Origin of the sequence: Pseudomonas sp., assembly GCF_049301935.1 — a bacterium.
In the GTDB taxonomy this organism is placed as follows: domain Bacteria; phylum Pseudomonadota; class Gammaproteobacteria; order Pseudomonadales; family Pseudomonadaceae; genus Aquipseudomonas.
Genome location: NZ_JBAQLP010000037.1, coordinates 11,405 through 37,377, shown reverse-complemented (window position 1 = coordinate 37,377; position 25,973 = coordinate 11,405). Strand labels below are relative to the sequence as shown.

The following is a 25,973-nucleotide window of genomic DNA, read 5'->3' as shown; positions in this document are numbered from 1 at the left end:
TGTACAGCTCGTACACTCCGCGCCCTCGTCTGATTTCGCCTTGCCTAGCCTTCGTTCGCTACGTTTTCAAACGCCCTGACCAATTAAGGAGTTCGCATGCAACCCACCAGTCTCACCGGGCTGTTCTTCTGGGGCTTTCTGCTGGTTTACGGCGCACTGATGCTGGCGCTGTCGCCGCGCGCCGTAACCCTCGGCGGCTTCTTCAATGGCGAGGACAACCAGGGCCGCAGCGCCAGCCCGTGGCTGATCACCTCGAGCATCTTTATCAGCTGGATCTTCGCCAAGTCGGTGACCAACGCCGCCAATCTGGGGGCCACTTACGGCCTGGTCGGCGGTCTGGCCTATGCCATGTACTGGCTGTCGATCCCGCTCACCGGCTTTGTCATCTACCGCCTGCGTCGGCGCTTTGCCGCCACCGGTCTGGTGAGCTTCTTGAGCAGCCATTACGGCCGTGGCGCGGCGCTGGCGTTCTCGGCGGCGATTCTGATTCGTCTGTTCAACGAGGTGTGGAGCAACACCGCGGTGGTCGGCGGTTATTACGGCGACTCCGGCAGCTTCGAATTTATCGCCTCGGCCTTGCTGTTTACCGCCGTGACCCTGGCCTACAGCCTGCGCGGCGGCCTGCGCAGCTCGATCCTCACCGACGCGGCGCAGGCGGCGATCTTCGTCATCGCCCTGGTCTGGGTGCTCGGCCTGGTGCTGCCGCAGCATTCGCCCAGCGAGCTGGCCAGCACCAGCCATTGGGCGCTGAGTGCCGGCGTCGACCTGCTGCTGGTCGCCGGCCTGCAGGCCTTCAGTTACGGCTTCCATGACCCGGTGCTGACCGATCGCGGCTTTATCAGCGAAGAGAAAGCCATGCGCCGCTCCTTCGTAATCGCAGGGGTGCTGGGTTTTATCGCCATCCTGGCCTTTAGCCTGATCGGCGTGCACGCCCAGCTCAGCGGGCTGGCCGCCTCGGATAACGTACCGGCGGCCCTGGCCAAGAGCCTGGGCATCGGCGCGCTGCTGGTGATGACCGTGGTGATGGTCTCCGCCGCCGGCTCGACCCTGGACTCGACCTTCTCCAGCCTGGCCAAGCTGGCCGGCCGCGAGCTGCCGAAACTGGCCGGCCGCGACCTGGGGCAGAAGGCCATTGGCGTGGGCATGGCAGTGATGGTGCTGTTCGCCCTGCTCGGCAACCTGCCGATGATCGCCGGCACCGATATTCTCAAGGCCACCACCATCAGCGGCACCATGGTGATTGGCCTGGCCCCGGTATTCGTTCTGCACGGCCTGACCACGCCCACTCGCCTGGGCTTTCACCTGAGCTTCTGGACCGGCCTGGGCCTTGGCGTAGCCTTGACCCTGAACTGGATTCCGCAGAGCTGGGCCATCGGCACGGGCAAATATGCCTTGCTGCTGGGCACCAACCTGTATGGCCTGGGCCTCTGTGTGCTGGGTTATCTGCTGCCCGGCTGGCTACGGAGAGCCGCCTGATGCGTGCCGGCCGCGACTGCCCGCTGGACTACCGCCTGGCGCGGGATGCCTTTGCCGACGAGCCGCTATTCGACTGCGACGTGCTCTATGTGGTCGGCGGCCTGTATGGCAATCGCCAGGCCCTGGCCGCCGTGCAGCAACGGCTGGCAGCCGAGCCGCAGGCGCGCGTGGTGTTTAACGGCGACGCGCACTGGTTCGACCGCGAACCGCAAATTTTCCAGCAGATCGAGCAGGGTCTCGCCGCCCATCTGGCCCTGCGCGGCAATGTCGAAACCGAACTGGGCCGTGCCGATGCCAGCGGCGCCGGCTGCGGCTGTGCCTACCCGATGGAAGTGGATGACGCGGTGGTCGAGCGCTCCAATGCCATTCAGCAGGAATTGAACCGAACCGTGCAGGACTTGCCGGGGATGGCTGCACGTCTGGCGGCCCGGCCAAGCACCGCACTGGTCAGCGTGGCCGGACAGCGCGTGGCGATCAGCCATGGCGACGAGCAGTCTCTGGCCGGCTGGAACTGCTCGCGGGAAACCCTCAGCGACCCGCAGCGCCAGCAGCAACTGGATAGCTGGTTTGCCGCGAATAATGTGCAGGTTCTGGCCACCAGCCACACTTGCTCGGCCGTGGCGTTGAACCTTGAGCACGGCGCGCTGATCAATAACGGCGCGGCCGGATTGCCGAACTTTGCCGGCGGCCGTTATGGCCTGCTCAGCCGCATCGCCAGCACGCCGCACCCGGCGGCGCTGTACCGCTGCCAGCGCGCTGGCCTGTTTATCGAAGCGCTGCCGCTGAACTACGACCACACTGCTTTTCTCGCCGACTTCGATCGCCAGTGGCCTGCCCATAGCCCGGCGGCGTTGTCCTACCATGTACGGGTGCTCGGCCAACTGAGCGACCGCCCCGAACACGCCCTGCTGGCCGGTTTCAGCCTGTGCCAAAGCCTGTGCGCCCTGGAGGCGCTGACTGATGAATAGCCGCAAACTCGCCCTGATGGGTCTGATCCTCGCGCTGCTGGGCAGCTTCTTTGTCTTCGATATTGGCCAGTACCTCAACCTGGACGCGCTTAAGGCGCAGCAGGCGGCCTTGAATGCCCAGGTTGCGAGCAACCCCTGGCAGTCGGCCGGGCTGTTCTTTCTCGCCTATGTCGCGGTGACCGCCCTGTCGCTACCCGGCGCGGCGCTGATGACCTTGCTGGCCGGCGCGTTGTTCGGCCTGCTCGAAGGCTTTGTCCTGGTGTCCTTCGCCTCCACGCTGGGCGCGACCCTGGCCATGCTCAGCAGCCGCTTTCTGCTGCGCGACTGGGTGCAGAACCGCTTTGGTCAGCGCCTGAGTGGTATCAATAGCGGGGTCGAGCGCGAAGGCGCGTTCTACCTGTTCGCCCTGCGTCTGGTACCACTGTTTCCGTTCTTTCTGATCAACCTGGCCATGGGCCTGACCCGCCTGCCGGTGCGCACCTACTGGTGGGTCAGCCAGCTCGGCATGCTGCCCGGTACCCTGGTGTATGTGAATGCCGGGCGTGAACTGGGCCAGCTGGACTCCCTGGCCGGCATCCTCTCACCGGGACTGCTGGGCGCCTTTGTCCTGCTCGGGGTGTTCCCGCTGATTGCGCGCAAGCTGCTCGGCCTGATCCAGGCGCGACGGGTGTATGCCGGCTGGCACAAACCCAAGACCTTCGAGCGCAACCTGCTGGTGATCGGCGCGGGTGCCGGCGGCCTGGTCAGCGCCTATATCGCCGCAGCGGTGAAGGCCAAGGTCAGCCTGATCGAAAAACACCAGATGGGCGGCGACTGCCTGAACACCGGCTGTGTGCCGTCCAAGGCGCTGCTGCGTTCGGCCAAGCTGGCCAACGAACTGAAAAAGGGCACGGCCCTGGGCTTTACCGGCGTGCAGGGCACGGTGGATTTCCCGGCGGTGATGCAGCGCATCCAGCGGGTGATCGCCGACATCGAACCGCATGACTCGGTGGAGCGCTACAGCGGCCTGGGCGTGGATGTGATCCAGGGCGAGGCGAAAATCCTCTCGCCCTGGAGTGTGGAAGTGAACGGCCAGACCCTGACCAGCCGCAACCTGATCATCGCCGCCGGCGCGCGACCGCTGGTGCCGAAGATCCCCGGCCTGGAGCAGGTGCAGAGCTATACCTCGGACAGCATCTGGAGCCTGCGTGAACAACCGCGTTGGCTGCTGGTACTGGGTGGCGGGCCGATTGGCTGCGAGCTGGCCCAGGCCTTCCAGCGCCTCGGCAGCCAGGTGATTCAGGTGGAGTTGGCCGAACGCCTGTTGCCCCGCGAGGATGCCGACGCCAGCGAGTTGGTCCTTAGTAGCCTGCGCGCCGACGGCGTCGATGTGCGCCTGCAGCACCGCGCCGAACGCTTTGAAGTGGTCAATGGCGAGCAGCGCATGGTCGCCCGCCGCGTGGACACCGGTGAGGAGGTGACCATCGCCTTCGACGGCCTGTTGCTGGCCCTCGGCCGGGTGGCCAATGTCAGCGGCTATGGCGTCGAGGAACTGGGCCTGACTCTGCGACCCAATGGCACCCTGGAAACCGACGAATACCTGGCCACGCGCTTTCCCAATATCTACGCGGTGGGCGATGTCACCGGGCCGTACCAGTTCACCCATGTGGCCGCGCACCAGGCCTGGTATGCCGCGGTGAATGCGCTGTTCAGCGGCTTTAAGCGCTTCAAGGTGGATTACCGAGTCATCCCCGCCTGCACCTTTACCGATCCCGAGGTCGCTCGCGTCGGTCTCTCTGAAGGCGAGGCCAAGGCGCAGAACATCGCCTATGAGGTGACCCGCTACGGCATCGACGACCTGGATCGGGCCATCGCCGACGAGGCCGCCCTCGGTTTTGTCAAAGTGCTGACCGTGCCGGGCAAGGACCAGATTCTCGGCGTGAGCATAGTCGGCGAGCACGCCGGTGAACTGCTCGCCGAATACGTACTGGCGATGAAACATGGCCTGGGCCTGAACAAGATCCTCGGCACCATCCACACCTACCCGACCATGGCCGAGGCCAACAAATACGCGGCCGGCGAATGGAAGCGCGCCCATGCCCCGCAAGGCCTGCTGCGCCTGGTCGAGCGCTTCCATACCTGGCGCCGCAGCTGATGCGCGGGTTACTGCTGGCCCTGCTGGTGCTGACGCCGCTGGCCCAGGCCGAGAACCAACTGACACCCTGGACGGCCGGCCCGCCCAATGGTGAATGGTCGGCCCCCTGGCGCCTGGCGGATATCCCCAAACTCAAACCGTCCACGCGCACGCTGGTCGAGCAGGACGGCCAACAGGTGCTGCGCATTCAGGCCGACGCCGCGGCGGGCGGCCTGCTGCATCCCTTGAATTTAAATGGCGCAGAACCCTGGCAACTGAGCTGGCAGTGGCGCACCGAGCAGCCATTGAAGCAGGCGCGCTTCGCCACCCGTGAAGGCGACGACTACGCCGCACGGGTCTATGTGCTGCTGGATTACCCGCTGGATTCGCTGAGCTTTGTCACCCGGCAGAAGCTGCGCCTGGCGCGCACCTTCTTCGACCCCGACCTGCCGGCAGCGACCCTCAGCTACGTCTGGGACAACCGCGCCGCGCCCGGCCGGCATGCCCGCAGCGCCTACACCGAGACGGTGGAAATGCACGTGCTGCGCGGCCCGGAAGCGCCCATGGGGCAATGGCTAAGCGAGAGCCGCGACCTGAACGCCGATGCCATCGCGGCCTTCGGCAGCGCGCCACGCAAGATCCTCGGCGTGGTGTTTGCAGCGGACAGCGACAACACCGGCGAATCGGTCGAGAGCTATTTCGCCGCGCCACAATTGCAGCGCGGCGAGTAAAGCCTTAGGCCGTTTGCGTCTGTTGTGCAGGCCGCTTATCGGCCTGGCGCGTCCAGCGATTGGCCCGGGCAAAAGTGCCGAAATCGTTGAAGCGCACGCCGTGCTCACGCATCACCTGATGGGCGAACGGCACGCTGAGCTGGCGGATATAGAAGGGCTCCTTGACCACGAAATGGTGAATCGCGTGGCTGCTGCCGAAGTTGCAGCAGAACGCCTGCAACGGCCACAGCCACCAGGGGTTGAGCACCTGGGTCTGCTGGATCACGTTACCCGCCTCAACATCGCCATAGTAGTGCATGTTCGAGCTGACAAAGTGCAGACAAAAGGTGCGCAGCACGTTAGGGCCGACCAGCACCACCACGGCACTATTGACCACCGCCATCACCTGCAAAGTGGTCGCCGACCAGGCCACCGGCGCACCCAGCGCGCTGGCCACGAAGTCGATCAGGTGGAAGCCGAGAAACCCATACCAGGTACCCCAGTTGAGCAGGCCCAACGGCGCGAAGACCTTCAGCGTGCGGCTCAGAATCAGCCGGCGGTGCTGGGGATTGCTCGCCCGCAGCCAGCGAATAAACGAGCTCATCATGTTGTCGCCGACCATCAGCAGGCGGGCAAAACCCCAGGGCTCGCCGTTGGTGATGGCGCGCTCCTCCGTGTCCTGCTCGCTGCCCGACACCTTGTGGTGGTTGAGGTGCAAATGGCGACGCAGCCAAGGGTTGATGGTGCTCGGCCGCGCCAGCCAGACCAGCGCCAGCATCAGGTTGTGCGGCACGCGCTGCTTGCGGAAATACATCGAGTGGATCAGGTCGTGCTCCAGCTCGTGGGTCAGCGAGGCGAAGAAGGCGTTCAGCAACAGACAGGCCCACCAGGCCAGATAGTCGCCAAGATACAACGCCGCCGAGCCGATCATCCCGGCCAGGGCGAAGGTCAGGATGCCGGCACCGAGAGCGTCCTGATGCTTGAGCAGGGGGAAGCGCTGACGCAGTTCGACCCCGTGGGCCATGACCTGTTGGCGGATCAGCGCGGCGCGTTGCGCATCATTTAATGCAGCAGTGCTTGCAGGGGAGTGGGGCATGCCTACATCCTCTTGTTAATGAGGTGGCCACTGTGCCGTGAAGCCCAGAGCCGCGCCTGACCCTGAACGCCAACCTGTTGACCGGACCCGCCAATCTGCATGACTGCCGAACCCACCACCCTGGCCAGTTGGACCCGTGCCCTGCGCAAGCAGCTCGACGCCCTGGGCCTCGACAGTGCCGCCTTGTGCCAGGCGGCCGGGCTGCAGCCAAGCCTGCTGGATGACCCCAACGCGCGCTGCCCGCTGTCCATCACTACGCGCTTGTGGCAACTGGCGGTCGAGGCCAGCGGCGACCCGGCGCTGGGCCTGAAGACCTCGCAGTTCGTCAGCCCGACCACCTTTCACGCCCTCGGCTACGCGCTGGTCGCCAGCAGCAGCCTGCGTGAAATGTTCGAGCGCATCGTGCGTTACCACCGGGTGGTCAGCGACGCCCTGCAGCTGGAGTTGCGCGAGGCCGGTGACTGCTACGAGTTCTGCTTTCGCGTACCGCCCGACAGCCCGCCACCGGCCCCCGAGGCGCTGGATGCCTTTGCCGCGATCTACGTGCGCAGCTGCCGCAATCGCCTGGGTCGCGACTTCGCCCCGCTGGCGGTGCAGCTGCAGCGCGCCGAGCCTGCGGATGCGCAGCCCTGGCATGCGGTATTTCGTGCGCCGCTGCTGTTTGCCGCGGCGGAAAACCTGCTGCGCTTTCCCCGCGCCGCCTTCGAGCAGCGCCTGGACGACGGCAACCCGGAACTGGCCGAGCACAATGAAACGGTGCTCAAGCGCACCCTCGAACAGCTGCAGCACGCCACCTGGACGCACAAGGTGCGCGCCTGCCTGGAGGCCCAATTACCCGATGGCGAACCCTCCGCCGAACGCATCGCGCAGACCCTGCACCTGAGCCTGCGCAGCCTGCAACGCCACCTGGCCGACGAAGGCGGCAACTATGAAGGCCTGCTCGCCGACACCCGCCGCAGCCTCGCCCTGCAGCATATGCGCGACCCACGCTGCTCGATCAGCGAGATCGCCTACCTGCTCGGCTTCGCCGACACCAGCAGCTTCAGCCGCGCCTTCAAACGCTGGACCGGGCAAGCGCCCAGCCATTACCGCAACGGACTGAAACAGCCATGAAACATTACGACCTGCTATTGATCGGCGCTGGCCACGCGCACCTCGGCGTGCTGCGCCGCTGGGCCCTGGTTGAGCGGCCACCGGGGCGGATTGCGTTGCTCAGCGCCGGGCCGGTGGCCTGGTATTCCGGCATGTTGCCGGGGCTGCTCGCCGGGCGGCATCGGCCGGAAGATTGTCAGGTCGAGCTGCAGGCGCTGTGCCGCGCAGCCAAGGTCGAACTGCTCGTCGCGCCAGTGGAGAGCCTGTCCGCCGCCCAGCAGCAAGTGCAACTGGCGGATGGGCAAACCCTCAATGCCAGCTGGCTGTCGCTAAATGTCGGCGCGCAAGTTTCTGCACCTGCGCAGCAGGGCGACGCCATGCAGCTGTTGGCGGTTAAACCCTTCGCGACATTTCTTGACGGTTGGCAGCGCTGGCAGGCCGAGCCGCAGCCCCTGGCGATTCTCGGCGGGGGCGCGGCGGGGGTTGAGCTGGCATTGGCCTTGGCCGCAAAAGTGCCGCAACTGGCGCTGTTCTGCGCCGGGCATCTGCTCGATGGTTTGTCCGCTGGCGTGCGCCTGCGCGCCCTCGGCCATCTGCGCCAACGCGGCGTGTGGGTGCGCGAGGATTGCCCGATCAACCGCATCGAGGACGACTGCCTGTTCAGCGGCGACGAGCCGGTCTGGCGTGGTCAACGGCTGTTGCTGGCCAGCGGCGCCAAGGCCTTTGCCTGGCCGGCGCACAGCGGGCTGGGCTGCGATGAACAGGGCTTTGTACTGATTGCGCCGACGCTGCAGAGCTACACCCACCCGACGATTTTCGCCGTGGGCGACTGCGCCAGCCTGCCCGGCGCGCGCAAGAGCGGGGTCTATTCGGTACGCCAGGGTCCGGTGCTGGCCGCCAACCTCAACGCCGCGCTACGCGGCCTGGCACTCAAGCGCTACCACCCACAACGACAGAGCCTGGCGTTGCTCGCCACGGGCGACGGTGGGGCGTTGCTGGACTGGCACGGGCACAGTGCCGGCGGACGCTTCTACGGGCGCTGGAAGGATTTTCTCGACAAGGGCTTTATCCAGCGTCACCGGCTCTAAACACGAATCACCTGCGACCAAAGTGCCATGGCCTCAGACCGCCATGGGTGCTCGAATCACCCTCCCACAAAGATTGGCCGCAGGGAGCCTCACCCGCTATGGTCTATAGATTCGCCGACAGCAGCCGATTGCCTTACCAGGCATCTCCAGCTGCACGCACACAGGTTCCAGCAGGCATGGCCCGCCCACTGCAAAGCGGCGCGCCACAGGCAGTTTCTGGTGGTGGTTCGGCCAGAATAAAAATAATGAGGTTTGTCATGCGCTCCGCGTTTATTACCTATCCCAAGGCCTGCCTGCTGCATGCCATCGGGTTGGCCGGGTTGATGGTGACGTACCAGCAGATCCAGCTGCCGTGGTTTGTCAGCATTCCGTCCTTCCTGCTGCTGGCCCTGTGGCCGTGGCTGGGACCCTGGCAGCGCCAGCATGAAGAGCAGCCAGCGTCCGCCGATGCGCCGCACAACAGGTTCAGCACGCTGAGCCAGAGCCTGTCGCGGCAGACCTGCCACAACGCCCTGGCCGCCGCCGAAGTGGCCCATGCGGCGGCGCAACTGGCCGGTAAACTGCACTCGCAGCTGAGTGCCACCGAGCAGATCAACCAGGCTGCCGAGGCCATCACCCACACCGAACAGGCCAACGCCCAGCGCGCCGAGCAAACCCTGCAAGCGGCGCAGCAGGTGCGGCAGAACAGCAGCAGCGGGCAGCAGGAACTGCGCGCCGCGATCGACGCCATGCAGCACCTGAGCGCGCAGACCGCCACCAGCCGCGAGCTGATCGATGGCCTCAGTTCGCGCACCGAGCAAATCGAGAAAGTCACCCAGGTGATCCAGTCGATTGCCAGCCAGACCAACCTGCTGGCGCTGAATGCCGCCATCGAAGCGGCCCGCGCCGGTGAGCTCGGTCGTGGTTTTGCCGTGGTTGCCGATGAGGTGCGCAACCTCGCCGGGCGCACCAGCAGCGCTACCGAAGAAGTTGGGCAGATCGTCAGCGATATTCGCCAGCAGAGCGCGGCGGTGGTCAGCCATATGCAGCAGCAGGCCGAACAGCTGACCCTGGCCGCGCAGCAGGTCGAGCACACTGGCGAGCAGCTGCAGGGGATTGCCGAGCTGGCGGTGGACGTGGAAAACCAGGTCAGCCAGATCGACAGCGGCACCCGGCAGAACCACGAGCGTCTGGCCGAACTGTCGGTGGCGGTCGGCCAGTTGCGCGGCGATGTCGGCGACAGTGAAGGGCAGACCCGTCAGCTCAGCAGCGCCGCCGAACGTTTAGTCGCGCAGGCCGAAAGCGTCAGCGAACAGCTCGCCGAAGTCGGCCTGGATGACTACCACCAGCGCATCTACGACCTCGCCCGCAGCGCGGCGGCGCAGATTGCCGCGCAGTTCGAGGCGGATATCCAGGGCGGCCGGATCAGCGCCAACGACCTGTTCGACCGCCACTATCAGCCGATCCCCAATAGTTTCCCGGCCAAGTACAAGACGCGTTTCGACAGCTATGCCGATCAGGTGCTGCCGGCCATTCAGGAGCCGTTGCTCAGCCAGCACGAAGGCCTGGTGTTCGCCATCGCCTGCACCGCCGAAGGCTATGTGCCGACACACAACAACGCCTTCAACCACCCGCCCTGCGGCGACCGCGCCATCGACACCCTGAAGAGCCGCAGCAAGCGCCTGTTCAACGACCGCACCGGCATCCGCTGCGGCAGCCATCAGCAACCGCTGCTGCTGCAGACCTATATGCGCGACACCGGCGAGCTGATGCACGACCTCTCGGTGCCGATCATGCTCCAGGGCCGCCATTGGGGCGGCTTACGCCTGGGTTACAAGCCGGAACCGTGATCGTCTCAGCTAATCTGTACACCAGGTTAGCGCCGCGCACAGTGCACAGCGATTACAAGACCGCCGGAGGTTTACCGACCATGCAACTCAACGCCGATTTTAGCCAGCGTGCCGTGATCCTTGCGGATGACAGCCCTTGGCTGGCGTCACCTATGCCTGGCGTTGAGCGGCGCATGCTCGATCGCATGGGTGATGAAGTGGCGCGGGCCACCAGCATCGTGCGCTATGCGGCGGGGTCGCACTTCAGTGCGCATCAGCATCCGGGCGGCGAGGAGTATCTGGTACTCGACGGGGTGTTCTCCGATGAGCGCGGCGACTACCCGGCCGGTACCTATGTGCGCAACCCCATCGGCAGCCAGCATGCGCCGTTCAGCCGGGAAGGCTGCACGATCTTCGTCAAACTGATGCAGTTTGATCCGGCCGATGATCAGCCCGTGCTGATCGACAGCAAGCACGCCGAATGGCTGCCGGGCCTGGTGCCTGGCCTGCGCGTATTACCGCTGCATCAACACGGCAGCGAGCATGTGGCACTGGTACGTTGGGCACCCGGCAGCCGTTTCAACCGCCATCGGCATTGGGGCGGTGAGGAAATTCTGGTGCTTGAAGGCACCTTTCAGGATGAGTTCGGTGATTACCCAGCCGGCAGCTGGCTACGCAACCCACACCTGTCCGAGCACAGCCCGTTCAGTGAACAGGGTTGCCTGATCTGGGTGAAGACCGGGCATCTTCCCGGTTAGCTGCCAGCAACCATCAGACGCTTATACAGCCGGGTACGCCGCGCGGCCTTGAGTTGTTCCAACAGCAAGGCGCGCAGTGGCGATACCTGCACATGGGTGCGTTTGCCCAAGCTGAGCTGGCGCAGTTGAAACTTCACCACCGCCATGTACGCCAGGGAGGCAAACGCCTTGTTCTTCCAGCGGATCGGCGGCAGCTCGGCGCTGCTGGGCTGGCCGGCCTGCCACTGCTTGGGTAGCGCCGGGTTGATCGCCAAGGCCGTGGCAATGCCGGCCATGGCCACGCCGCTGGCCAGCACTTGCTCGACCACTGGCAAACGGCGAATGCCACCGGTGACCATCACCGGCATCGTCGCCGCGGCGGCAATTTCACCGGCGAACTCCAGGAAGTAGGCTTCGCGCGCCAGGGTGCGGCCGTCACGGGCGTCGCCCTGCATGGCCGGCGCTTCGTAACTACCACCGGACAGCTCGACCAGATCAACCGCCTGCTCATTGAGCAGTTGCACCACCTGCTTGGCATCGGCCGCGTCGAAACCGCCACGCTGGAAGTCCGCCGAGTTGAGTTTGACCGCCACGCAGAAGCTCGGCGCCACTGCAGCCCGTACCGCCTTGACCACCTCCAGCAACAGCCGTGCGCGGTTTTCCAGGGTGCCGCCCCAGCGGTCGGTGCGCTTGTTGCTGAGCGGCGAAAGGAACTGGCTGAGCAGATAACCGTGCGCCGCATGAACCTGTACGCCGGTAAAGCCGGCCTGCTCAGCCAATTGAGCGGTGCGCGCAAAGCGCTGAATAAGGGCCTGGATTTCCGCCTCATCCAGTGCCTTGGGCAGCGGGAACATCTTCGACAGGCCGCCCAGCTCCAGCGCGACCGCTGACGGTGCAACGGTTTGCTGACCGAGGTTGGCCTGCATCTGCCGGCCGGGGTGGTTGATCTGCATCCAGACCTGCGCGCCTTGAGCGCGGCTGATCCGCGCCCACTGGCGGAATTTATCCAGCTGGCGCGCATCTTCCAGCACCACGCCGCCAGGACCGGTCATGGCGCGGCGGTCGACCATCACGTTACCGGTCAGCAGCAAGCCGGCACCGCCCTCGGCCCAGGCCTGGTACAGGCGCAGCAATTCGGCGGATGGGCCCTGGCTAGCGTCGGCCAGGTTCTCCTCCATCGCCGCCTTGGCGATACGGTTGGTGATCACGGTGCCGTTGGGCAGTTGCAGCGGTTGAAAGGCAGGCATGGCGTACTCCGAGGTAGCAGATGGCGCAAGGCTAAGGTTAAAGTCAACTTTAAGGTCAATAGCCCGGAGTGCAGAGAATGAAAATCGGTGAACTGGCCAGCCGCACGGGGCTGGCGGCGTCGCGCATTCGTTTCTATGAGGCCAGTGGGCTGATCAGCGCTCAACGTCAGGCCAACGGCTACCGCCGCTACCCGGAGCAGGCCGTGCAGACCCTGGGCATTATCAGCTGCGCGCAGCAGGCCGGCTTCAGCCTCGACGAAATCCGCCGGCTGCTGCCGCAGGGCGACTCACAGGGCCTGGCGCACGCGGAACTGCTGGCCAGCCTGCAGCGCAAGGTCGGTGAGATCGAGGCCATGCAACAGCGCCTGGCGCAGAACAAGGCGCAACTGCTGGGCATTATCGCCAGCATCGAGAGTAAACCCGACGGCATGCCCTGCGCCGAGAACGCCGAGCGGGTGATGGCGCAGTTACGCGGTGACTGAGGGACGCGCGTAATGTTTAGCCCAACAGCAACCAAGCATGTAAAAAACCGCATTTAACCAACGCATGACCCTGTGTGAACCTTGTGGCCATGCGCTCTTCCCGTGTGTTTTCCCCCGCTCCCCTGCACGCCGCCGCGCCGCGTGACCAGGTCAAACTGCCGCACACCCTGGCATTCTGGGCGTTGTGGCATTGCCGTCACGCGCGCCCGCCGGATGACTGGACCGTTCAGCCCTGACTGCTCTGCCCACTCCCGTCGTCTACCAGGAAGCTGCTTATGAATGCCGCCCTCAACCCCGTTACCCCGGCCGCCGAGCGCTGCCCGTCCTACTACAGCGCCAGCCTCAATGAAGAAACCGACTACCCGACCTTGCAGGGCGAGGTCAGCGTCGATGTGGTGATCATCGGCGGCGGCTTTACCGGCGTGGCGTCTGCCGTGGAGCTGGCCGAGCGCGGCCTGAAAGTGGCGATTGTCGAAGCCAACAAGATCGGCTGGGGCGCCACCGGGCGCAACGGCGGCCAGGTCACCGGCAGCCTGTCGGGCGATGCAGCGATGGCCAAACAGATGCGCAACAGCCTGGGCGAGGAGGTTGAAGACTTTATCTGGCACCTGCGCTGGCGCGGCCACGCCATCATCAAGCAGCGCGTGGAGAAGTACGGCATTCAGTGCGACCTCAAGCACGGCCATCTGCACGCGGCGATGAAGCCCGTGCATATGCAGGAGCTTGAGGCCACCTACGCCGAAGCGGTACGCCGCGGTATGGCGGCTGACGTGACCCTGCTCGATCGCGGCGGCGTGCGCAGCCACCTGGCCAGCGACCTGTACAGCGGCGCGCTAAAGAACACCCGCAATATGCACCTGCACCCGCTCAACCTGTGCATCGGCGAGGCCCGCGCCGCCGCCAGCCTGGGCGCGCTGATTTTCGAGCACTCCGAAGTGCTGGAGATTGTGCATGGCGCCAACCCGGCAGTGGTCACCGCACAAGGGCGGATCAACGCCAAGCAGGTACTGCTGGCCGGCGACGTGTACCACAAGCTGGAGCCGAAAAAGCTCAAGGGCATGATCTTCCCGGCCATGGGCGGCATCGTCACCACCGCGCCGCTGGGTGAGCTGGCCAAGCAGATCAACCCGCAGGACCTGGCCGTGGACGACTGCCGCTTCGTCCTCGATTACTACCGCCTGACCGCCGACGGCCGCCTGCTGTTCGGCGGCGGCTGCAACTACTCGGGGCGTGATTCACGGGATATCGCCGCCGAGCTGCGCCCCGGCATCGAACAGACCTTCCCCCAGCTCAAGGGCGTCGCTATCGACTTCCAGTGGAGCTGCGCCATGGGCATCGTGATCAACCGCATCCCGCAGCTGGGCAAGCTCTCGGACAACGTCTGGTACTGCCAGGGCTACTCTGGCCATGGCATCGCCACCAGCCACATCATGGGCGAGATCATGGCCAACGCCCTGACCGGCACCCTCGGCCACTACGACACCTTTGCCGCCTGCAAACACATCAAGGTGCCGCTGGGCGATGTGTTCGGCAACCCGATGCTGGCCGCCGGCATGTGGTACTACCAGATGCTGGAAAAACTGCGCTGAGTATGCCGCGCGCTAAAAGTGCCGATGCCGATAATGGCTGTCCAATCTAGGTCGGCAGGTGCCAGGGCGGAGAATGGTGGCTAGCGGGCGGCAGCGGCGACCAGTTTGCGGAACACCAATGCCTGGTTTGCTTCCCTTGCTTGCTGCGGTGACACTGTCCGCCTGCCCTTCCCCGAGCTTTCATCGATGAATCTCGCTGTCGTTTCGAATGGTTGCCTGCATGCTTCTCAGCCCTCGGGCTTGATCATTCCCTGGTGGAGCTTTACCAAGACGGTGCTGGCCACCGTTGCCTTGTCGCTGGTGCGCGACAGGAAGATCGGACTCGACGACAAGTTGCCAGGCGACCCGTTCAGCTTGCGCCAGCTACTACGGCATGAAGCTGGGCTGGCGGACTATGGCGAGCTGGACGAATATCATGCCGCCGTGGCCGGTAATGCAACGCCTTGGTCTGCATCTGAAATGCTGCAACGTCTTGACGCGACCAGATTGCGCTACGCGCCGGGGACGGGCTGGCGCTATTCCAATGTGGGCTACATGTATGTAGCGAACTTGATTGAGCAGATGACCAACCTCCCTCTTGAAGAGGCATTGGCCCAACGAGCCTTGGTGCCACTCGGCTTGTCGCACATTCGCCTGGCTCGCAAAACAGCTGACTTAGGCGGCGTTTATCTGGGAGCAGCTCGCGAATACGATCCCGGCTGGGTCTATCACGGGCTGCTTGTCGGTTCACTTGCAGAGGCGGCCCTATTCCTGGATGGACTGCTGGCTGGCCACCTTCTGCCGAAAGAACTGCTGAGTGAAATGCAGGCGACTCACAAACTCGGAGGACCAATTCCCGGCCGCCCCTGGGCAGCTCCGGGCTACGGCCTTGGTCTCATGCACGGCACGATCGAATCCGGACTGACAGTGTCTGGCCATACGGGAAGTGGGCCCGGCAGTGTCGTGGCAGTCCACCGCTGCGTATACCGCAGTAAGACGGCGACTTGTGCCGTGTTTCGCGACGGCGCTGACCAGGGTGCTGCCGAGGCAGATGCTGTAGAGCGCTTATTAGATATCTTGGACGTCAACTGAGAAGCCTGAGCCGGCCTTGTGCGGGCCACCTCCTCGCATTGCTGGTTAGCGATTGGCGGATACTTCGCCGGGCACTTCGCACGGCAGGCGCTGTTCACGCTCATCGACAAAGGCCACCGCTGGCGAGCCATCGGCATTCAGCTGGTAGATCGCGCGCGGCTGGCCTTGCTCGTTGAACCACACCTGACCCAGCCCCGCGCCATTCCACAGGCGTTCGCCAGCCTTGCTGCGCGAGGGGATACGCGGTGTGACCTGCATGCGCCGGCGTGTGGTCAGCCAGTTGAGTGGCGACCAGGGTGCGTAGAGCCAACGATTGAGGCGGTCGAACCAATCGAGCAGGCGCGGCGGGAATTCGTTTTTCAGGCCGCTGCTGGTGATCTGCCAGAGCTGTGGGCCGCGTTTGCGCTGGCGGATCAGCACCTCGTAGACAAACGAGTAATGCACATCGCCGGAGAGGATCACGTAGTTACCCGGCGTGCGTGAGTGGCGGAAGATGTTCAGCATCACCTGCGCCGCACCACGGTGGGCCATCCAGTTTTCCGCATCGACCATCAGCGGATGACCGGCCCAGCTGAACACCTTCTGGATGGTCTCGATCAGCTTGACGCCAAACATCGGCGCCGGCGAGACGATGATCGCCGACGGATGATCGAGCAGCGCCTGCTGCAACTCGCACAGCGCTTCCCAATCGAGCAAACCGGATGGCCGCTTGCGGTTGCGCTCGCTGCGCCAGCGCCGGGTGCGGGTGTCCAGCACCAGCAGCGCCGGGGTGCTCGGCAGCACGAATTGCCACTGGTGAAAGCCCAGCAGCTCGTCGATCAGCGCATCCTGTGGCGGGCTGTGCATATGGTTGGCGGCATCACGCCCCTCGGTCATCGCGCGGATCATCTGCAGCGGCTTGGCGAACACCTCCGGGTTGTTGCCCCAGCCCTGGCACAGCAGGTAGGCGATCAGCGCATTGCCGATGATGCGCTTGGAAAACGGGTGGCCGTAGGCGGTTTCTTCCCACTGCGCGGAGAGGTTCCAGTCGTCGGTGATGTCGTGGTCATCGAAGATCATCAGCGTCGGCAGGTGGGCGAGGGCACGGGCGACTTGGCCCAAGCCGCCGCGAAATGCCTCGATACGCCCACGCTCGGCCTGGTAGCGCGGCACTTCCTCGGTGCTGAGTGCCGGCATTGCGGCATCCAGCAAGGTCCAGGGCACGGGCGACCAGACCAGCAGGTACATGGCCAGCACTTCGGCGCAGGTGACCAGGTGGTTGTCGGCGCTGCTGGTGGTAAACACCGGCTTCTCCACACCGCCGAAAAACCGCTCGCGCAGGGTGTCGTTGCTTTTCAGCGCCGGCAGCAACTCGGCACGCTGGTAGTAACTGGCCGGATGCTGGTACAGCGCGGTGCTGTCATCGACCACCGCACCTTGCAGATGCTCGCCGAACAAACCGAGGCGTTCGATCACCTGATGAATCGCCCGCAGCAGCGGTCCGCTGACGTCATCGGCGTAGATCTGATCGCCGCTCATCAGCAGCAACGCCGGGCGCTGTTCGGGTGGATGCCCTTCGGCCAACAGGCGGTCGGCGCAGAGCAGGCCATCGGCCGCCAGGTGATGCGGCTTGCGGCAGGAGCCATGCAGCAGATGATCCAGCTGCGCACGCAGGACGAAATTGGCCTGGGTCGCGCCGTCATACAGCAGGTGCGGCGCCCAGTCGGCGATGCCCAGCGCGGCCTGACCGGGCTGTTCGATCAGCAGGTCGTAGTCGATCTGCATATCGCAGGGCAGCGGCGTCTCCAGCTTCAGGTCGATCAGGTGGATAAATGCCTGCTCGCCGACCTGGATAACCTGGCAGCTGTCGCCATTCAGCGGCAAGCGCTGTGGCTCGGGCGCGTCGCCATGGTTCAGCTGCAGGCTCAACGTCAACGGCCTACTGCCGACCAGCCAGAGCACCAAGCGCTGCGGCTGCATGCGGCGCAGCAGCGGGCCGGCCAGTACCAGGGGCAGGTCGGCGTGGGTAACAGTGGCGGGTATCGGCATCCGGACAGCAGCTCTAGTAAAGATAGGGGTCAATCATAGAGCGCCGCTGACCGCAGAGATTCCCCGCGTGCTGACCGCCATGTAGCAAAACGTTACTGCGCCGCCTGGCGCAGGCGCGGCAGATCGAGGAGTTCGATCTCGCCATAGGTCAGGCGCAGGATGCCCTGGCTTTCCAGCTCCTTGAGGATCTGGTTGGTGGTCTGCCGGGAGATCGCCAGCATCAGCGCCAGCTGCTCCTGCGGCAGGTGCAGCACGCGGCGCGGCTCGCCTTCACCGTAATTTTCGGCAATCAGCAGCAACCGCCGAGCCAGGCGCGGAGCGGCGGGCAGCAGGCTCATCTCTTCCAGGGCGATAAACGCCAGGCGCAGTTTCTGGCTCATCAGCAGGGCGAAGTCGCGCCAGTACTGCGGTTGCTGTTCGAGCAGCGCCAGCAGGCGCGCCTGCGGCACCAGCAGCAGGGTAGTCGCGCCTTCGGCAAAGGCATCGTGGGTGCGCGGCTGGCCGTCGAACAGGGAGATTTCGCCAAACCAGTAGGGCGGCTCGACCAGGGTCAGCAGCGCTTCCTTGCCGGTGGCGCTGACCGCACCGATGCGCATACCGCCCTCGACCACCGCATACAGGCCACAGGGTTTGTCGCCACGACGAAACAGCACCTGCCCGGGCGCCAGTTGCTGCACCTGGGCGCAAGCCAGCAGCGCCTCCTGCAGGGCGGCGGGCAGGGCGCTGAACCAGTGCCCCTGACGCAGGCGCGCCTGATAGCTGGCGGCGCTGTTCATTGCTGGCGGCCTGTTTGTCGGCTAGCTGACAGAGCGGGATGCGGGCGCGGGTTCATGCTGGCCACCGGTCTTGCATAAGGAACACCATAATGAAAACCCTGGTCGATCATCTGGCTCAATACGCGGCGTATCACCGCGACCACCGCAATATTCTCAGCCACTTTATCGGTATTCCACTGATCGTGGTGGCGGTCGCCGTATTGCTGTCGCGTCCTGGCTTCGAGCTGCTCGGCCTGTGGCTGTCCCCGGCGCTGCTGGTGGCCCTGGCGGCGGGGATCTTCTACCTATGCCTGGACCTGCGTTTCGGCCTGCTGATGGCGCTGCTGCTGGTGCTCAGCCTGTGGGCGGCGGCGGGCCTGGCCGTGCAATCGACGGCGGTGTGGCTAAGCGGCGGTATTGGCCTGTTTGTGATCGGCTGGATCATCCAGTTTGTCGGTCATTACTACGAAGGGCGCAAACCGGCGTTTGTCGATGACGTGATGGGCCTGGTGATCGGCCCACTGTTCGTCGCCGCCGAAGCGGCCTTCCTGCTGGGCCTGCGCAAAGAGGTCGAACACGCCATAGTCGAGCGCGCCGGCCCGACCTGTATTCGCGAGAAGAAAGCCACGGCCTGAGGCTACTAGACCAACATCGATGACCTGCTAGAACCGATCCGGATCTCGCGAGCTAGAGCGAGACAAGGCGCTACGTTAGTAACAGCCTTCGGCTGGTCAAAATAGCCGAGGGCGCGGAGTTTACGACTGTAAATGAGCAGCCCGAGGCCATTTTTAACGCAGTATCGCCGACGCGCAGCAGATCCAAGACAGACCTCAATACATCGCCATCCATTGCGTGGTCAGCGAGCGGGTATGGCGATACACGGTGATCGGCGCAAACGGCCGGCCCGAGGCGCTCTGCAGGGCGCTGCTCTGGCTGTTGAGGTCGACCAGTGCGGCCTTGAGGTAATCCCAGCGGGTTTTCAGCTTGCCCACCTGCGGATCGGTCTTGCCATCCAACGCGGCCAATTGCGCATCCACCGATGGCACGATCTTGCGTTCGTCCTGGCCAAGGTAGGTGTCAGGCTGCTCGCGAGCGGTTTCAAAAGAGCCAAGATAGGAGCGGCTGAGGTACTGCACGGAGAGGTATTCGAGTTTGGCAGCCAGCTCGCTGTCATCCGGGCCGGCCAGCTTGCGGGCTTCCTCGAGCACGCTGAGCAGGGCTTTGCTCAGCTCTTCCGGGTAGCGCCAGGGCAAGTCTTCCTCTTTCGGGCCAAAGGCCACGCCACGGCGGATCTGTACCACCAGTTCCTGATGGGCGCTGCGCAGGGCATCGCTGTTCTGTGGCAGGGCCTGCATCGCTGCGGCAAGGGCTTGCAGATCGGTTTCCAGGGCGTCCTGGTGTTTCTTTTGGAAACCCTCGCCGCGTAACAACATCAGGCTGCTGGTGACACGGCTGGCCTGTACCTGGACTTCTTCATGGGGGGTAACAGCCTGGGCATAGGTCAGCGGCGAAAGGCCGGCCAACAACCCGATGACCGCGAGCAACAGCGGGCGAAACAGCGTTGTGGAACGCATACGGAGGGTGCTCCTTATTATTTTTGTGAGCAATGCTAAACCAGATCAGCTTATTCGCTCTGGTACTAAAGGGTACTGTACTGAATATTAGAGAAAAGTAGCATAAAGAGTGATTTCGTCGGAAAAATGCACCTATTCGGCCAGCTTGTACAGCACGCACGCCTGAAAAACCACAACAGCCATGCAGGCAGCGCGCAGCGGAGCCTGGGTAGAGGCTCAGCAGCTACTCAACAGTGACACCGACTTGACCTGCGCCCACAGCCTTTGCTCGCGCTGGATCTGCAGGCGGTCGAAGGAGTAACGGGTGATGCGCGCGATCAGTTGCTCACCACCGACCTGCACGCGCACCAGCACATGGGCCTGCTCGGTGACGTTGATCCAGTCGATTACCCGCGCGGGCAACAGGTTGAGCACGCTGCTGGCCTCGGCCTGCTGCAGGCTCAGGCTGACATCGCGGGCCTTGACCTTGATCCGCACCGACAGGCCCAACGGCAACGGCCCATGGGGCAAGCGCAGGTGGATGGCGCTGCCGGGCAATTGCAACGAGAGCAATCCGTAGGCCGGATCATGGCCACTGACCAGGCCATCGACCACCGCTTCGGCATCGTCCTCGAAGACAAACGGCAGGTCGGCGCGCAGCAGGGTTTCTTTCAACGGGCCGCTGGCGCTGACCTGGCCGTCCTCCAGCAACACCAGGTGATCGGCCAGGCGCGCCACTTCATCCGGCGAATGGCTGACGTAAACAATCGGAATCTCCAGCTCCTGATGCAAGCGCTCCAGATAGGGCAGCACCTCCTGTTTGCGCTTGAGATCGAGGGACGCCAGCGGCTCGTCCAGCAGCAGCAGACGCGGGCTGGTCAGCAGGGCGCGGGCAATGCCTACGCGCTGCTGTTCGCCGCCGGATAGCTTGCCTGGCAAGCGCTCCAGCAGATGCTCAATACCGAGCAGTTCCACCGCCTGCTCCAGGGCAATTCGCCGCAGGGCTGCGGGGATGCGCTTCAGCCCGTACTGCAGATTGCGCCACACCGTGAGGTGGGCGAACAGCTTGGCATCCTGAAACACATAACCGACGGCACGCTGATGCGCCGGGACGAAAATACCCTGGGCGCTGTCTTGCCAAAGCTCGCCATTGACCTGCAGATAGCCTTGGCGCGGCTGATCCAACCCGGCAAAGCAACGCAGGCAACTGGTCTTGCCCGAGCCGGAATCACCGAACAGGGCGCTGACGCCGCGACCCGGAAGGTTCAACTCAACATCCAGGCTGAAACCCGCATGCGCCACCTTAAAGCGCGCCTGGATTTCACCCGGTGCGGCGACCGTGCGTATCGTCGGAGTACGCCGCAAGAATGGCCAGATCATTGCCACACCCGAGAGCGGCTGCGCCCGGAATACAGTGCCAGCAGCACGATAAAGGAGAACAGCAGCATGCCGCCCGCCAGCCAGTGGGCCTGGGCGTAGTGCATGGTTTCCACATGGTTGTAGATTTGCACAGACGCCACCTGAGTCTGGCCGGGGATATTGCCGCCAATCATCAGCACCACGCCGAACTCGCCCACGGTATGCGCGAAGCCGAGAATCGCTGCGGTGACGAAGCCCGGTTTGGCCAGCGGCAGCACCACCGTAAAGAACGCATCCCAAGGCCCGGCACGTAAGGTAGCGGCGGCCTCCAGCGGACCCCGGCCAATCGCCTCGAAGGCGTTCTGCAGCGGCTGCACGACAAAGGGTAGGGAGTAGAACACCGAGCCGATCACCAGCCCGGTAAAAGTAAAGGTCAAGGTGCCCAGACCGAGGCTCTGGGTCAGCTGGCCGATAAAGCCATGCGGGCCCATGCTCACCAGCAGATAGAAGCCGATCACCGTCGGCGGCAGCACCAGCGGCAGCGCGACGATGGCGCCAATCGGCTGCTTCCAGCGCGACTCAGTGCGCGCCAGCCACCAGGCAATCGGCGTACCGATCAGCAGCAGCAACAGGGTGGTCAGCGATGCCAGCTCCAGGGTCAGCAGAACCGCAGCAAGATCGGCTTTAGTCAGTGGCATCGCAGCAGCCCTCTACAGCCTGTAGCCGTAGGACTTGATGATTGCGGCCGCTTTTTCGCCCTTCATGTAATCCATAAAAGCCGCAGCGCCGGGGTTGTGCTCACCCTTCTTGAGGATCAGCGCATCCTGCCTGATCGGTGTGTGCAGGTCATCCGGCACTATCCAGGCCGAACCGCTGCTGAGCTGGCCGTTCTGGTACACCTGCGACAGCGCGACAAAGCCCAGCTCGGCATTGCCGGTGGCGATAAAGTGCAGTGCCTTGGCGATACTTTGCCCAGTCACCAGTTTGTCTTGCACGGCCTCGGTCAAGCCGAGCGTGTTCAGCACCTGGATTGCTGCCAAGCCATAGGGTGCGGTTTTTGGGTTGGCAATCGCCAGGTGCCGGTACTGATTGGCCTTGAGCACCGCGTCGCTGCCATCCAGATAACCCGGCGTGGCCGACCACAGCACCAGGCTGCCGACTGCATAGGTAAAGCGCGAACCGCTGACGCCCAGGCCTTCGCTGTCGAGCTTGGCCGCGGTGCTGGCATCGGCGCTGAGCAAGACCTCGAACGGCGCGCCATGCTGAATCTGCGCATACAGCTGCCCGGTGGCACCGAAAGAGGCGACCACTGTGTGCCCGCTGTCTTTCTCGAACTCGGCGGCAATCGCCTGCAGTGGCGCGGTGAAGTTGGCAGCCACCGCAACCTGCACCTGTTCAGCCAAAGTGTGGCTGCTGAATACCAACGCAGCGAAAAGCGCCGCAATGCGCGTGTGCATGGATAACTCCTGGGTGTGCGACTGCGGGAAATCGGCTGTTCTGTCGAGGCTGATTTGCCTGGCTACTCTAGTATCGCTATATCTTGCGAGATATAGCGATTTGCACAATAAACCATCTGGCAGAGCAACAAAAAAGGGTTGCCGAAAGAATCGACAACCCTGTTACACAGGTATCAGCGCTGCAGGCTTAGGGTGCATAAAGCCAATTACTGACCCAGTAGTCAAGTAGCGCCCTATTCAGCCCGGTTTGCCCAGTGGTTTTAGCTCAGGCCGATTTCCACCGTGTCACCCTGCAAGCGTACCGGCCAGGTGCGCAGCTGCTGCTCCGGGTATTCCAGGCAGCTGCCGTCTTCCAGGCGGTAGTGCTGCTTGTACAACGGCGCGGCGATCACCAGATCGCCAGCCAGGCTGCCGACAATGCCGCGGCCGATGACGTTGGCGCCGGACTTGGGGTCGCGGTTATCCACGGCATACAGCTGCTTGTCGCTGGCCTCGCCCGGCAGATAGAACAGCGCCACCTGGGCGCCGTCGACCCAGGCGACCACGCCGGAGTTGGCCACCAGATCGGCGCGGCTGCAGAGGGCGCGCCACTGCACGCGGGTGTGTTCGACTGTTGCGGTTGCGCTCGACTGGCCCATCAGACCACCTCCTCGGCGGGAATTCGTTGCAGTTCAGTGATGCTGATCGGCCGGCGCTGGCCGCGTTCCTCGACAAACTGGATATCCGGGTCGCCACCCTTTTCGTTGACGAAGGTGCGGAAGCGCTTGAGCTTCTCCGGGTCCTTCAGGGCGTTGGCCCATTCGCACTCGTAGCGGTCGATTACCAGCTGCATCTGCGCTTCCAGTTCGGCGGCGAGACCCAGGCTGTCGTCGATGATCACTTCCTTGAGGTAATCCAGGCCGCCTTCCAGCGACTCGCGCCACACCGAGGTGCGTTGCAGGCGGTCGGCGGTGCGCACGTAGAACATCAGGAAACGGTCGATGTAGCGGACCAGGGTTTCATCATCCAGATCGGTGGCGAACAGCTCGGCGTGGCGTGGGCGCATGCCGCCGTTGCCGGCCACATAGAGGTTCCAGCCGTTCTCGGTGGCGATCACGCCGACGTCCTTGCTCTGCGCCTCGGCGCATTCGCGGGTGCAGCCGCTGACCGCAAACTTGATCTTGTGCGGCGAGCGCAGGCCCTTGTAGCGGTCCTCCAGCAGCAGCGCCATGGCCACGCTATCCTGCACGCCGTAGCGGCACCAGGTGCTGCCGACGCAGCTCTTCACCGTGCGCAGCGACTTGCCATAGGCGTGGCCGGTCTCGAAGCCGGCGGCGATCAGTTCGGCCCAGATGTCCGGCAGTTCGTGCAGCTGCGCGCCGAACAGGTCGATACGCTGGCCGCCGGTGATCTTGGTATAGAGGTCGTACTTCTTCGCCACCGCGCCGATGGCCAGCAGGCCGTCCGGGGTGATCTCACCACCGGGAATACGCGGCACCACCGAGTAGGTGCCGTTCTTCTGCATGTTGGCCATAAAGGTGTCGTTAGTGTCCTGCAGCGGCACCAGCGCCGGATCGGTGATCGAGCGGTTCCAGCAGGAGGCGAGGATCGAGCCCACCGCCGGCTTGCAGATGTCGCAACCGACATGGCCACGGCCGTGCTTGGCCAGCAGGGTTTCGAAGGTTTCGATGCCTTCCACGCGAACGATGCTGTACAGCTCCTGGCGGGTGTAGGCGAAGTGCTCACAGAGGCTCTTGTCCACCACCACGCCGCGCGCAGTCAGCTCGTGTTCGAACACCTGCTTGAGCAGTGCCGAGCAGCCGCCGCAACCGGTGGCCGCCTTGGTGCAGGCCTTGAGGCCGGCCAGGTCGCCGCAGCCGCCGTCGATGGCGGCGCAGATCGCGCCCTTGCTGACGTTGTGGCAGGAGCAGATGGTCGCGGTGTCCGGCAGGGCATCGGCACCCAGCGCCGGGGCACCTTCGCCTTGCGGCAGGATCAGGCAGGACGGGTCAGCTGGCAGCTTGATGCCGTTCTGCACGTACTGCAGCAGGGTGTCGTAGTAGCTGTTGTCGCCGACCAGCACGGCACCGATGGCCTGCTTGCCGTCGGCGGACACCACCAGACGGCGGTAGCTGGAGGTGGCTTCGTCGATAAAACGGTAGCTGCGCGAGCCGGCGGTGGCGCCGTGGGCATCGCCGATGGAGCCGACGTCGACGCCAAGCAGCTTGAGCTTGGTCGACATGTCCGCGCCCATAAAAGGTTCGCTGTCTTCGCCGCACAGCTGGGTGGCGACGCTGCGGGCCATCTGGTAGCCCGGCGCAACCAGGCCGAAGATGCCGCCGTTCCACGCCGCGCACTCGCCGATGGCGTAGATCGCCGGGTCGCTGCTGCGGCACTGGCTGTCGATGGCCACACCGCCGCGCGGGCCGAGTTCCAGGCCGCACTGCTTGGCGATGGCGTCCTGCGGGCGAATACCGGCGGAGAACACGATCAGGTCGGTTTCCAGGAATTCATCGCCGGCGAAATTCATCCGGTAGCGGTATTCGCTGCCTGGGGTGATCGACTGGGTGCCGCGCGACAGGTGCACGCTGACGCCCAGCGCTTCGATCTGTGCCTTCAGCGCCAGGCCGCCGTGATCGTCCAGCTGTACCGGCATCAGGCGTGGGGCGAACTCCACCACATGGGCTTCCAGGCCCAGGGACTTCAAGGCATTGGCCGCTTCCAGGCCGAGCAGGCCACCACCGACCACCACGCCACGGCGCGCGCTCTTGGCGGCGGCCTGGATGGTGTCGAGGTCGGCCAGGGTGCGGTAGACCAGGCGCGAATCGCCTGCGGCGCCTTCGATCGGCGGCACGAAGGGATAGGAGCCGGTGGCCAGCACCAACTGGTCGTAGGGGAAGCTGCCCTCGGCGGTGATCACTTCGCGGCGTTCGCGGTCGATCTCCAGTACCGCCACGCCCAGGTGCAGGGTCACGCCCGGCGTCTGGTACAGCTCGGCACCGCTGAGGGCCAGGGATTCGGCATCGCGGCCGGTGAAATACTCGGAGAGGTGCACGCGGTCATAAGCGCGCAGCGGCTCTTCGCTGAACACATGAACCTGATAGCGGGCGAGTGCGCCGCGCTCGATCAGTTGTTCGACGCAGTGATGGCCGACCATGCCGTTGCCGATGATGATCAGCCGCTGCTGGTCTGTGGAGGTATCTGTGCTGTTCATGGCATTTCCCGGCCGAAGCTCATCAGGTTTTTCTGCGGCAATAAAAAAAGCGCCTGAAACCTTGCGGTTTCAGGCGCCTTTGCCTGTTCTGTGCGGTGCCTGCGAGTGGCACCTGATTACCCATTGCCTATAGAGGCTGGCGATCGCCATT

General features: G+C 64.3%; 23 protein-coding genes. 13 read left to right on the top strand and 10 right to left on the bottom strand.

The annotated features are described in order from the left end of the window. Window positions 1-96: 96 nt before the first annotated feature. The 4 genes from WA145_RS05260 to WA145_RS05245 are packed head-to-tail and all read left to right on the top strand — an operon-like array spanning window position 97 to window position 5,288. Window positions 97-1,476: a sodium:solute symporter gene (locus WA145_RS05260; protein ID WP_422580555.1), complete on the top strand. Its 1,380-nt coding sequence runs from the start codon at window positions 97-99 to the stop codon at window positions 1,474-1,476. Beyond that, window positions 1,476-2,444 carry a hypothetical protein gene (locus WA145_RS05255; RefSeq protein ID WP_422580554.1) on the top strand — a complete coding sequence of 323 codons (969 nt, stop codon included), beginning with the start codon at window positions 1,476-1,478 and terminating at the stop codon, window positions 2,442-2,444. The genes WA145_RS05260 and WA145_RS05255 overlap by 1 nt, the downstream gene beginning before the upstream one ends. Continuing rightward, on the top strand, window positions 2,437-4,578 hold the full coding sequence (locus WA145_RS05250; protein WP_422580553.1) for an FAD-dependent oxidoreductase: 2,142 nt from the start codon (window positions 2,437-2,439) through the stop codon (window positions 4,576-4,578). Before WA145_RS05255 ends, WA145_RS05250 begins: the two co-directional genes overlap by 8 nt. Next, window positions 4,578-5,288 (top strand): DUF3047 domain-containing protein, encoded by a 711-nt coding sequence (locus WA145_RS05245; protein ID WP_422580552.1) that lies wholly within the window; start codon window positions 4,578-4,580, stop codon window positions 5,286-5,288. Before WA145_RS05250 ends, WA145_RS05245 begins: the two co-directional genes overlap by 1 nt. Window positions 5,289-5,292: 4 nt before the next feature. Here WA145_RS05245 and WA145_RS05240 read toward each other — a convergent pair whose 3' ends face one another. Then, entirely contained in the window at window positions 5,293-6,363 is a 1,071-nt protein-coding gene (locus WA145_RS05240; protein WP_422580551.1) for a fatty acid desaturase, read from the bottom strand. 99 nt (window positions 6,364-6,462) lie between these two features. Here WA145_RS05240 and WA145_RS05235 point away from each other — a divergent pair, with 99 nt between their 5' ends. The 4 genes from WA145_RS05235 to WA145_RS05220 all read left to right on the top strand — a co-directional run bounded on the left by WA145_RS05235 (window position 6,463) and on the right by WA145_RS05220 (window position 11,109). After that, entirely contained in the window at window positions 6,463-7,476 is a 1,014-nt protein-coding gene (locus tag WA145_RS05235; RefSeq protein ID WP_422580550.1) for an AraC family transcriptional regulator, read from the top strand. Then, window positions 7,473-8,543, top strand: a complete 1,071-nt coding sequence (locus WA145_RS05230; RefSeq protein ID WP_422580549.1) for an FAD-dependent oxidoreductase — start codon at window positions 7,473-7,475, stop codon at window positions 8,541-8,543. The genes WA145_RS05235 and WA145_RS05230 overlap by 4 nt, the downstream gene beginning before the upstream one ends. A 98-nt stretch (window positions 8,544-8,641) precedes the next feature. After that, on the top strand, window positions 8,642-10,372 hold the full coding sequence (locus WA145_RS05225) for a methyl-accepting chemotaxis protein (RefSeq protein ID WP_422580548.1): 1,731 nt from the start codon (window positions 8,642-8,644) through the stop codon (window positions 10,370-10,372). Window positions 10,373-10,452: 80 nt separating this feature from the next. Further along, on the top strand, window positions 10,453-11,109 hold the full coding sequence (locus WA145_RS05220; RefSeq protein ID WP_422580547.1) for a cupin domain-containing protein: 657 nt from the start codon (window positions 10,453-10,455) through the stop codon (window positions 11,107-11,109). Here the strand turns inward: WA145_RS05220 and WA145_RS05215 are convergent. Further along, complete coding sequence (locus tag WA145_RS05215) at window positions 11,106-12,335, bottom strand: NADH:flavin oxidoreductase/NADH oxidase family protein (RefSeq protein WP_422580546.1); 1,230 nt, start codon at window positions 12,333-12,335, stop codon at window positions 11,106-11,108. The genes WA145_RS05220 and WA145_RS05215 overlap by 4 nt on opposite strands. 77 nt (window positions 12,336-12,412) lie before the next feature. Between WA145_RS05215 and WA145_RS05210 the strand changes: the two genes are divergently transcribed. The 4 genes from WA145_RS05210 to WA145_RS05195 all read left to right on the top strand — a co-directional run bounded on the left by WA145_RS05210 (window position 12,413) and on the right by WA145_RS05195 (window position 15,477). Further along, window positions 12,413-12,817, top strand: a complete 405-nt coding sequence (locus WA145_RS05210) for a MerR family transcriptional regulator (RefSeq protein WP_422580545.1) — start codon at window positions 12,413-12,415, stop codon at window positions 12,815-12,817. A gap of 89 nt (window positions 12,818-12,906) precedes the next feature. After that, window positions 12,907-13,053, top strand: a complete 147-nt coding sequence (locus tag WA145_RS05205) for a hypothetical protein (RefSeq protein ID WP_422580544.1) — start codon at window positions 12,907-12,909, stop codon at window positions 13,051-13,053. A 39-nt stretch (window positions 13,054-13,092) separates the two neighbouring features. Then, complete coding sequence (locus WA145_RS05200; protein ID WP_422580543.1) at window positions 13,093-14,406, top strand: NAD(P)/FAD-dependent oxidoreductase; 1,314 nt, start codon at window positions 13,093-13,095, stop codon at window positions 14,404-14,406. Window positions 14,407-14,592: 186 nt separating this feature from the next. Further along, window positions 14,593-15,477 (top strand): serine hydrolase domain-containing protein, encoded by an 885-nt coding sequence (locus tag WA145_RS05195; protein WP_422580542.1) that lies wholly within the window; start codon window positions 14,593-14,595, stop codon window positions 15,475-15,477. Between the two features lie 45 nt (window positions 15,478-15,522). Here the strand turns inward: WA145_RS05195 and WA145_RS05190 are convergent, their stop codons facing one another. Both WA145_RS05190 and WA145_RS05185 read right to left on the bottom strand, forming a co-directional pair. Continuing rightward, entirely contained in the window at window positions 15,523-17,505 is a 1,983-nt protein-coding gene (locus WA145_RS05190; RefSeq protein WP_422580541.1) for an alkaline phosphatase D family protein, read from the bottom strand. 92 nt (window positions 17,506-17,597) lie between these two features. After that, window positions 17,598-18,281 carry a Crp/Fnr family transcriptional regulator gene (locus tag WA145_RS05185; protein WP_422580540.1) on the bottom strand — a complete coding sequence of 228 codons (684 nt, stop codon included), beginning with the start codon at window positions 18,279-18,281 and terminating at the stop codon, window positions 17,598-17,600. 89 nt (window positions 18,282-18,370) lie between these two features. Here WA145_RS05185 and WA145_RS05180 point away from each other — a divergent pair, with 89 nt between their 5' ends. After that, a complete protein-coding gene (locus tag WA145_RS05180; protein ID WP_422580539.1) occupies window positions 18,371-18,895 on the top strand; it encodes a DUF962 domain-containing protein in 525 nt (174 codons plus the stop codon). Window positions 18,896-19,090: 195 nt separating this feature from the next. On the opposite strand, the gene WA145_RS05175 is transcribed toward WA145_RS05180, so the two are convergent. The 6 genes from WA145_RS05175 to nirB form a co-directional block, all read right to left on the bottom strand. Beyond that, window positions 19,091-19,834, bottom strand: a complete 744-nt coding sequence (locus tag WA145_RS05175; protein ID WP_422580538.1) for a hypothetical protein — start codon at window positions 19,832-19,834, stop codon at window positions 19,091-19,093. Window positions 19,835-20,050: 216 nt separating this feature from the next. Next, complete coding sequence (gene modC / locus WA145_RS05170; protein WP_422580537.1) at window positions 20,051-21,193, bottom strand: molybdenum ABC transporter ATP-binding protein; 1,143 nt, start codon at window positions 21,191-21,193, stop codon at window positions 20,051-20,053. Next, window positions 21,190-21,870, bottom strand: a complete 681-nt coding sequence (gene modB, locus WA145_RS05165) for a molybdate ABC transporter permease subunit (protein ID WP_422580536.1) — start codon at window positions 21,868-21,870, stop codon at window positions 21,190-21,192. The genes modC and modB overlap by 4 nt, the downstream gene beginning before the upstream one ends. A 12-nt stretch (window positions 21,871-21,882) precedes the next feature. Continuing rightward, window positions 21,883-22,629 carry a molybdate ABC transporter substrate-binding protein gene (modA, locus tag WA145_RS05160; RefSeq protein ID WP_422580535.1) on the bottom strand — a complete coding sequence of 249 codons (747 nt, stop codon included), beginning with the start codon at window positions 22,627-22,629 and terminating at the stop codon, window positions 21,883-21,885. Window positions 22,630-22,889: 260 nt separating this feature from the next. Then, window positions 22,890-23,267 carry a nitrite reductase small subunit NirD gene (gene nirD / locus WA145_RS05155; protein WP_422580534.1) on the bottom strand — a complete coding sequence of 126 codons (378 nt, stop codon included), beginning with the start codon at window positions 23,265-23,267 and terminating at the stop codon, window positions 22,890-22,892. Next, window positions 23,267-25,822 (bottom strand): nitrite reductase large subunit NirB, encoded by a 2,556-nt coding sequence (gene nirB / locus WA145_RS05150; RefSeq protein WP_422580533.1) that lies wholly within the window; start codon window positions 25,820-25,822, stop codon window positions 23,267-23,269. The genes nirD and nirB overlap by 1 nt, the downstream gene beginning before the upstream one ends. Window positions 25,823-25,973 lie beyond the last annotated feature (151 nt).

Bases quoted from the DNA above. Each gene is read 5' to 3' on its own strand.
- WA145_RS05260 (WP_422580555.1), top strand. From the start codon at position 97: ATGCAACCCACCAGTCTCACCGGGCTGTTCTTCTGGGGCTTTCTGCTG.
- WA145_RS05255 (WP_422580554.1), top strand. From the start codon at position 1,476: ATGCGTGCCGGCCGCGACTGCCCGCTGGACTACCGCCTGGCGCGGGAT.
- WA145_RS05250 (WP_422580553.1), top strand. From the start codon at position 2,437: ATGAATAGCCGCAAACTCGCCCTGATGGGTCTGATCCTCGCGCTGCTG.
- WA145_RS05245 (WP_422580552.1), top strand. From the start codon at position 4,578: ATGCGCGGGTTACTGCTGGCCCTGCTGGTGCTGACGCCGCTGGCCCAG.
- WA145_RS05240 (WP_422580551.1), bottom strand. From the start codon at position 6,363: ATGCCCCACTCCCCTGCAAGCACTGCTGCATTAAATGATGCGCAACGC.
- WA145_RS05235 (WP_422580550.1), top strand. From the start codon at position 6,463: ATGACTGCCGAACCCACCACCCTGGCCAGTTGGACCCGTGCCCTGCGC.
- WA145_RS05230 (WP_422580549.1), top strand. From the start codon at position 7,473: ATGAAACATTACGACCTGCTATTGATCGGCGCTGGCCACGCGCACCTC.
- WA145_RS05225 (WP_422580548.1), top strand. From the start codon at position 8,642: ATGGTCTATAGATTCGCCGACAGCAGCCGATTGCCTTACCAGGCATCT.
- WA145_RS05220 (WP_422580547.1), top strand. From the start codon at position 10,453: ATGCAACTCAACGCCGATTTTAGCCAGCGTGCCGTGATCCTTGCGGAT.
- WA145_RS05215 (WP_422580546.1), bottom strand. From the start codon at position 12,335: ATGCCTGCCTTTCAACCGCTGCAACTGCCCAACGGCACCGTGATCACC.
- WA145_RS05210 (WP_422580545.1), top strand. From the start codon at position 12,413: ATGAAAATCGGTGAACTGGCCAGCCGCACGGGGCTGGCGGCGTCGCGC.
- WA145_RS05205 (WP_422580544.1), top strand. From the start codon at position 12,907: ATGCGCTCTTCCCGTGTGTTTTCCCCCGCTCCCCTGCACGCCGCCGCG.
- WA145_RS05200 (WP_422580543.1), top strand. From the start codon at position 13,093: ATGAATGCCGCCCTCAACCCCGTTACCCCGGCCGCCGAGCGCTGCCCG.
- WA145_RS05195 (WP_422580542.1), top strand. From the start codon at position 14,593: ATGAATCTCGCTGTCGTTTCGAATGGTTGCCTGCATGCTTCTCAGCCC.
- WA145_RS05190 (WP_422580541.1), bottom strand. From the start codon at position 17,505: ATGCCGATACCCGCCACTGTTACCCACGCCGACCTGCCCCTGGTACTG.
- WA145_RS05185 (WP_422580540.1), bottom strand. From the start codon at position 18,281: ATGAACAGCGCCGCCAGCTATCAGGCGCGCCTGCGTCAGGGGCACTGG.
- WA145_RS05180 (WP_422580539.1), top strand. From the start codon at position 18,371: ATGAAAACCCTGGTCGATCATCTGGCTCAATACGCGGCGTATCACCGC.
- WA145_RS05175 (WP_422580538.1), bottom strand. From the start codon at position 19,834: ATGCGTTCCACAACGCTGTTTCGCCCGCTGTTGCTCGCGGTCATCGGG.
- modC (WP_422580537.1), bottom strand. From the start codon at position 21,193: ATGATCTGGCCATTCTTGCGGCGTACTCCGACGATACGCACGGTCGCC.
- modB (WP_422580536.1), bottom strand. From the start codon at position 21,870: ATGCCACTGACTAAAGCCGATCTTGCTGCGGTTCTGCTGACCCTGGAG.
- modA (WP_422580535.1), bottom strand. From the start codon at position 22,629: ATGCACACGCGCATTGCGGCGCTTTTCGCTGCGTTGGTATTCAGCAGC.
- nirD (WP_422580534.1), bottom strand. From the start codon at position 23,267: ATGGGCCAGTCGAGCGCAACCGCAACAGTCGAACACACCCGCGTGCAG.
- nirB (WP_422580533.1), bottom strand. From the start codon at position 25,822: ATGAACAGCACAGATACCTCCACAGACCAGCAGCGGCTGATCATCATC.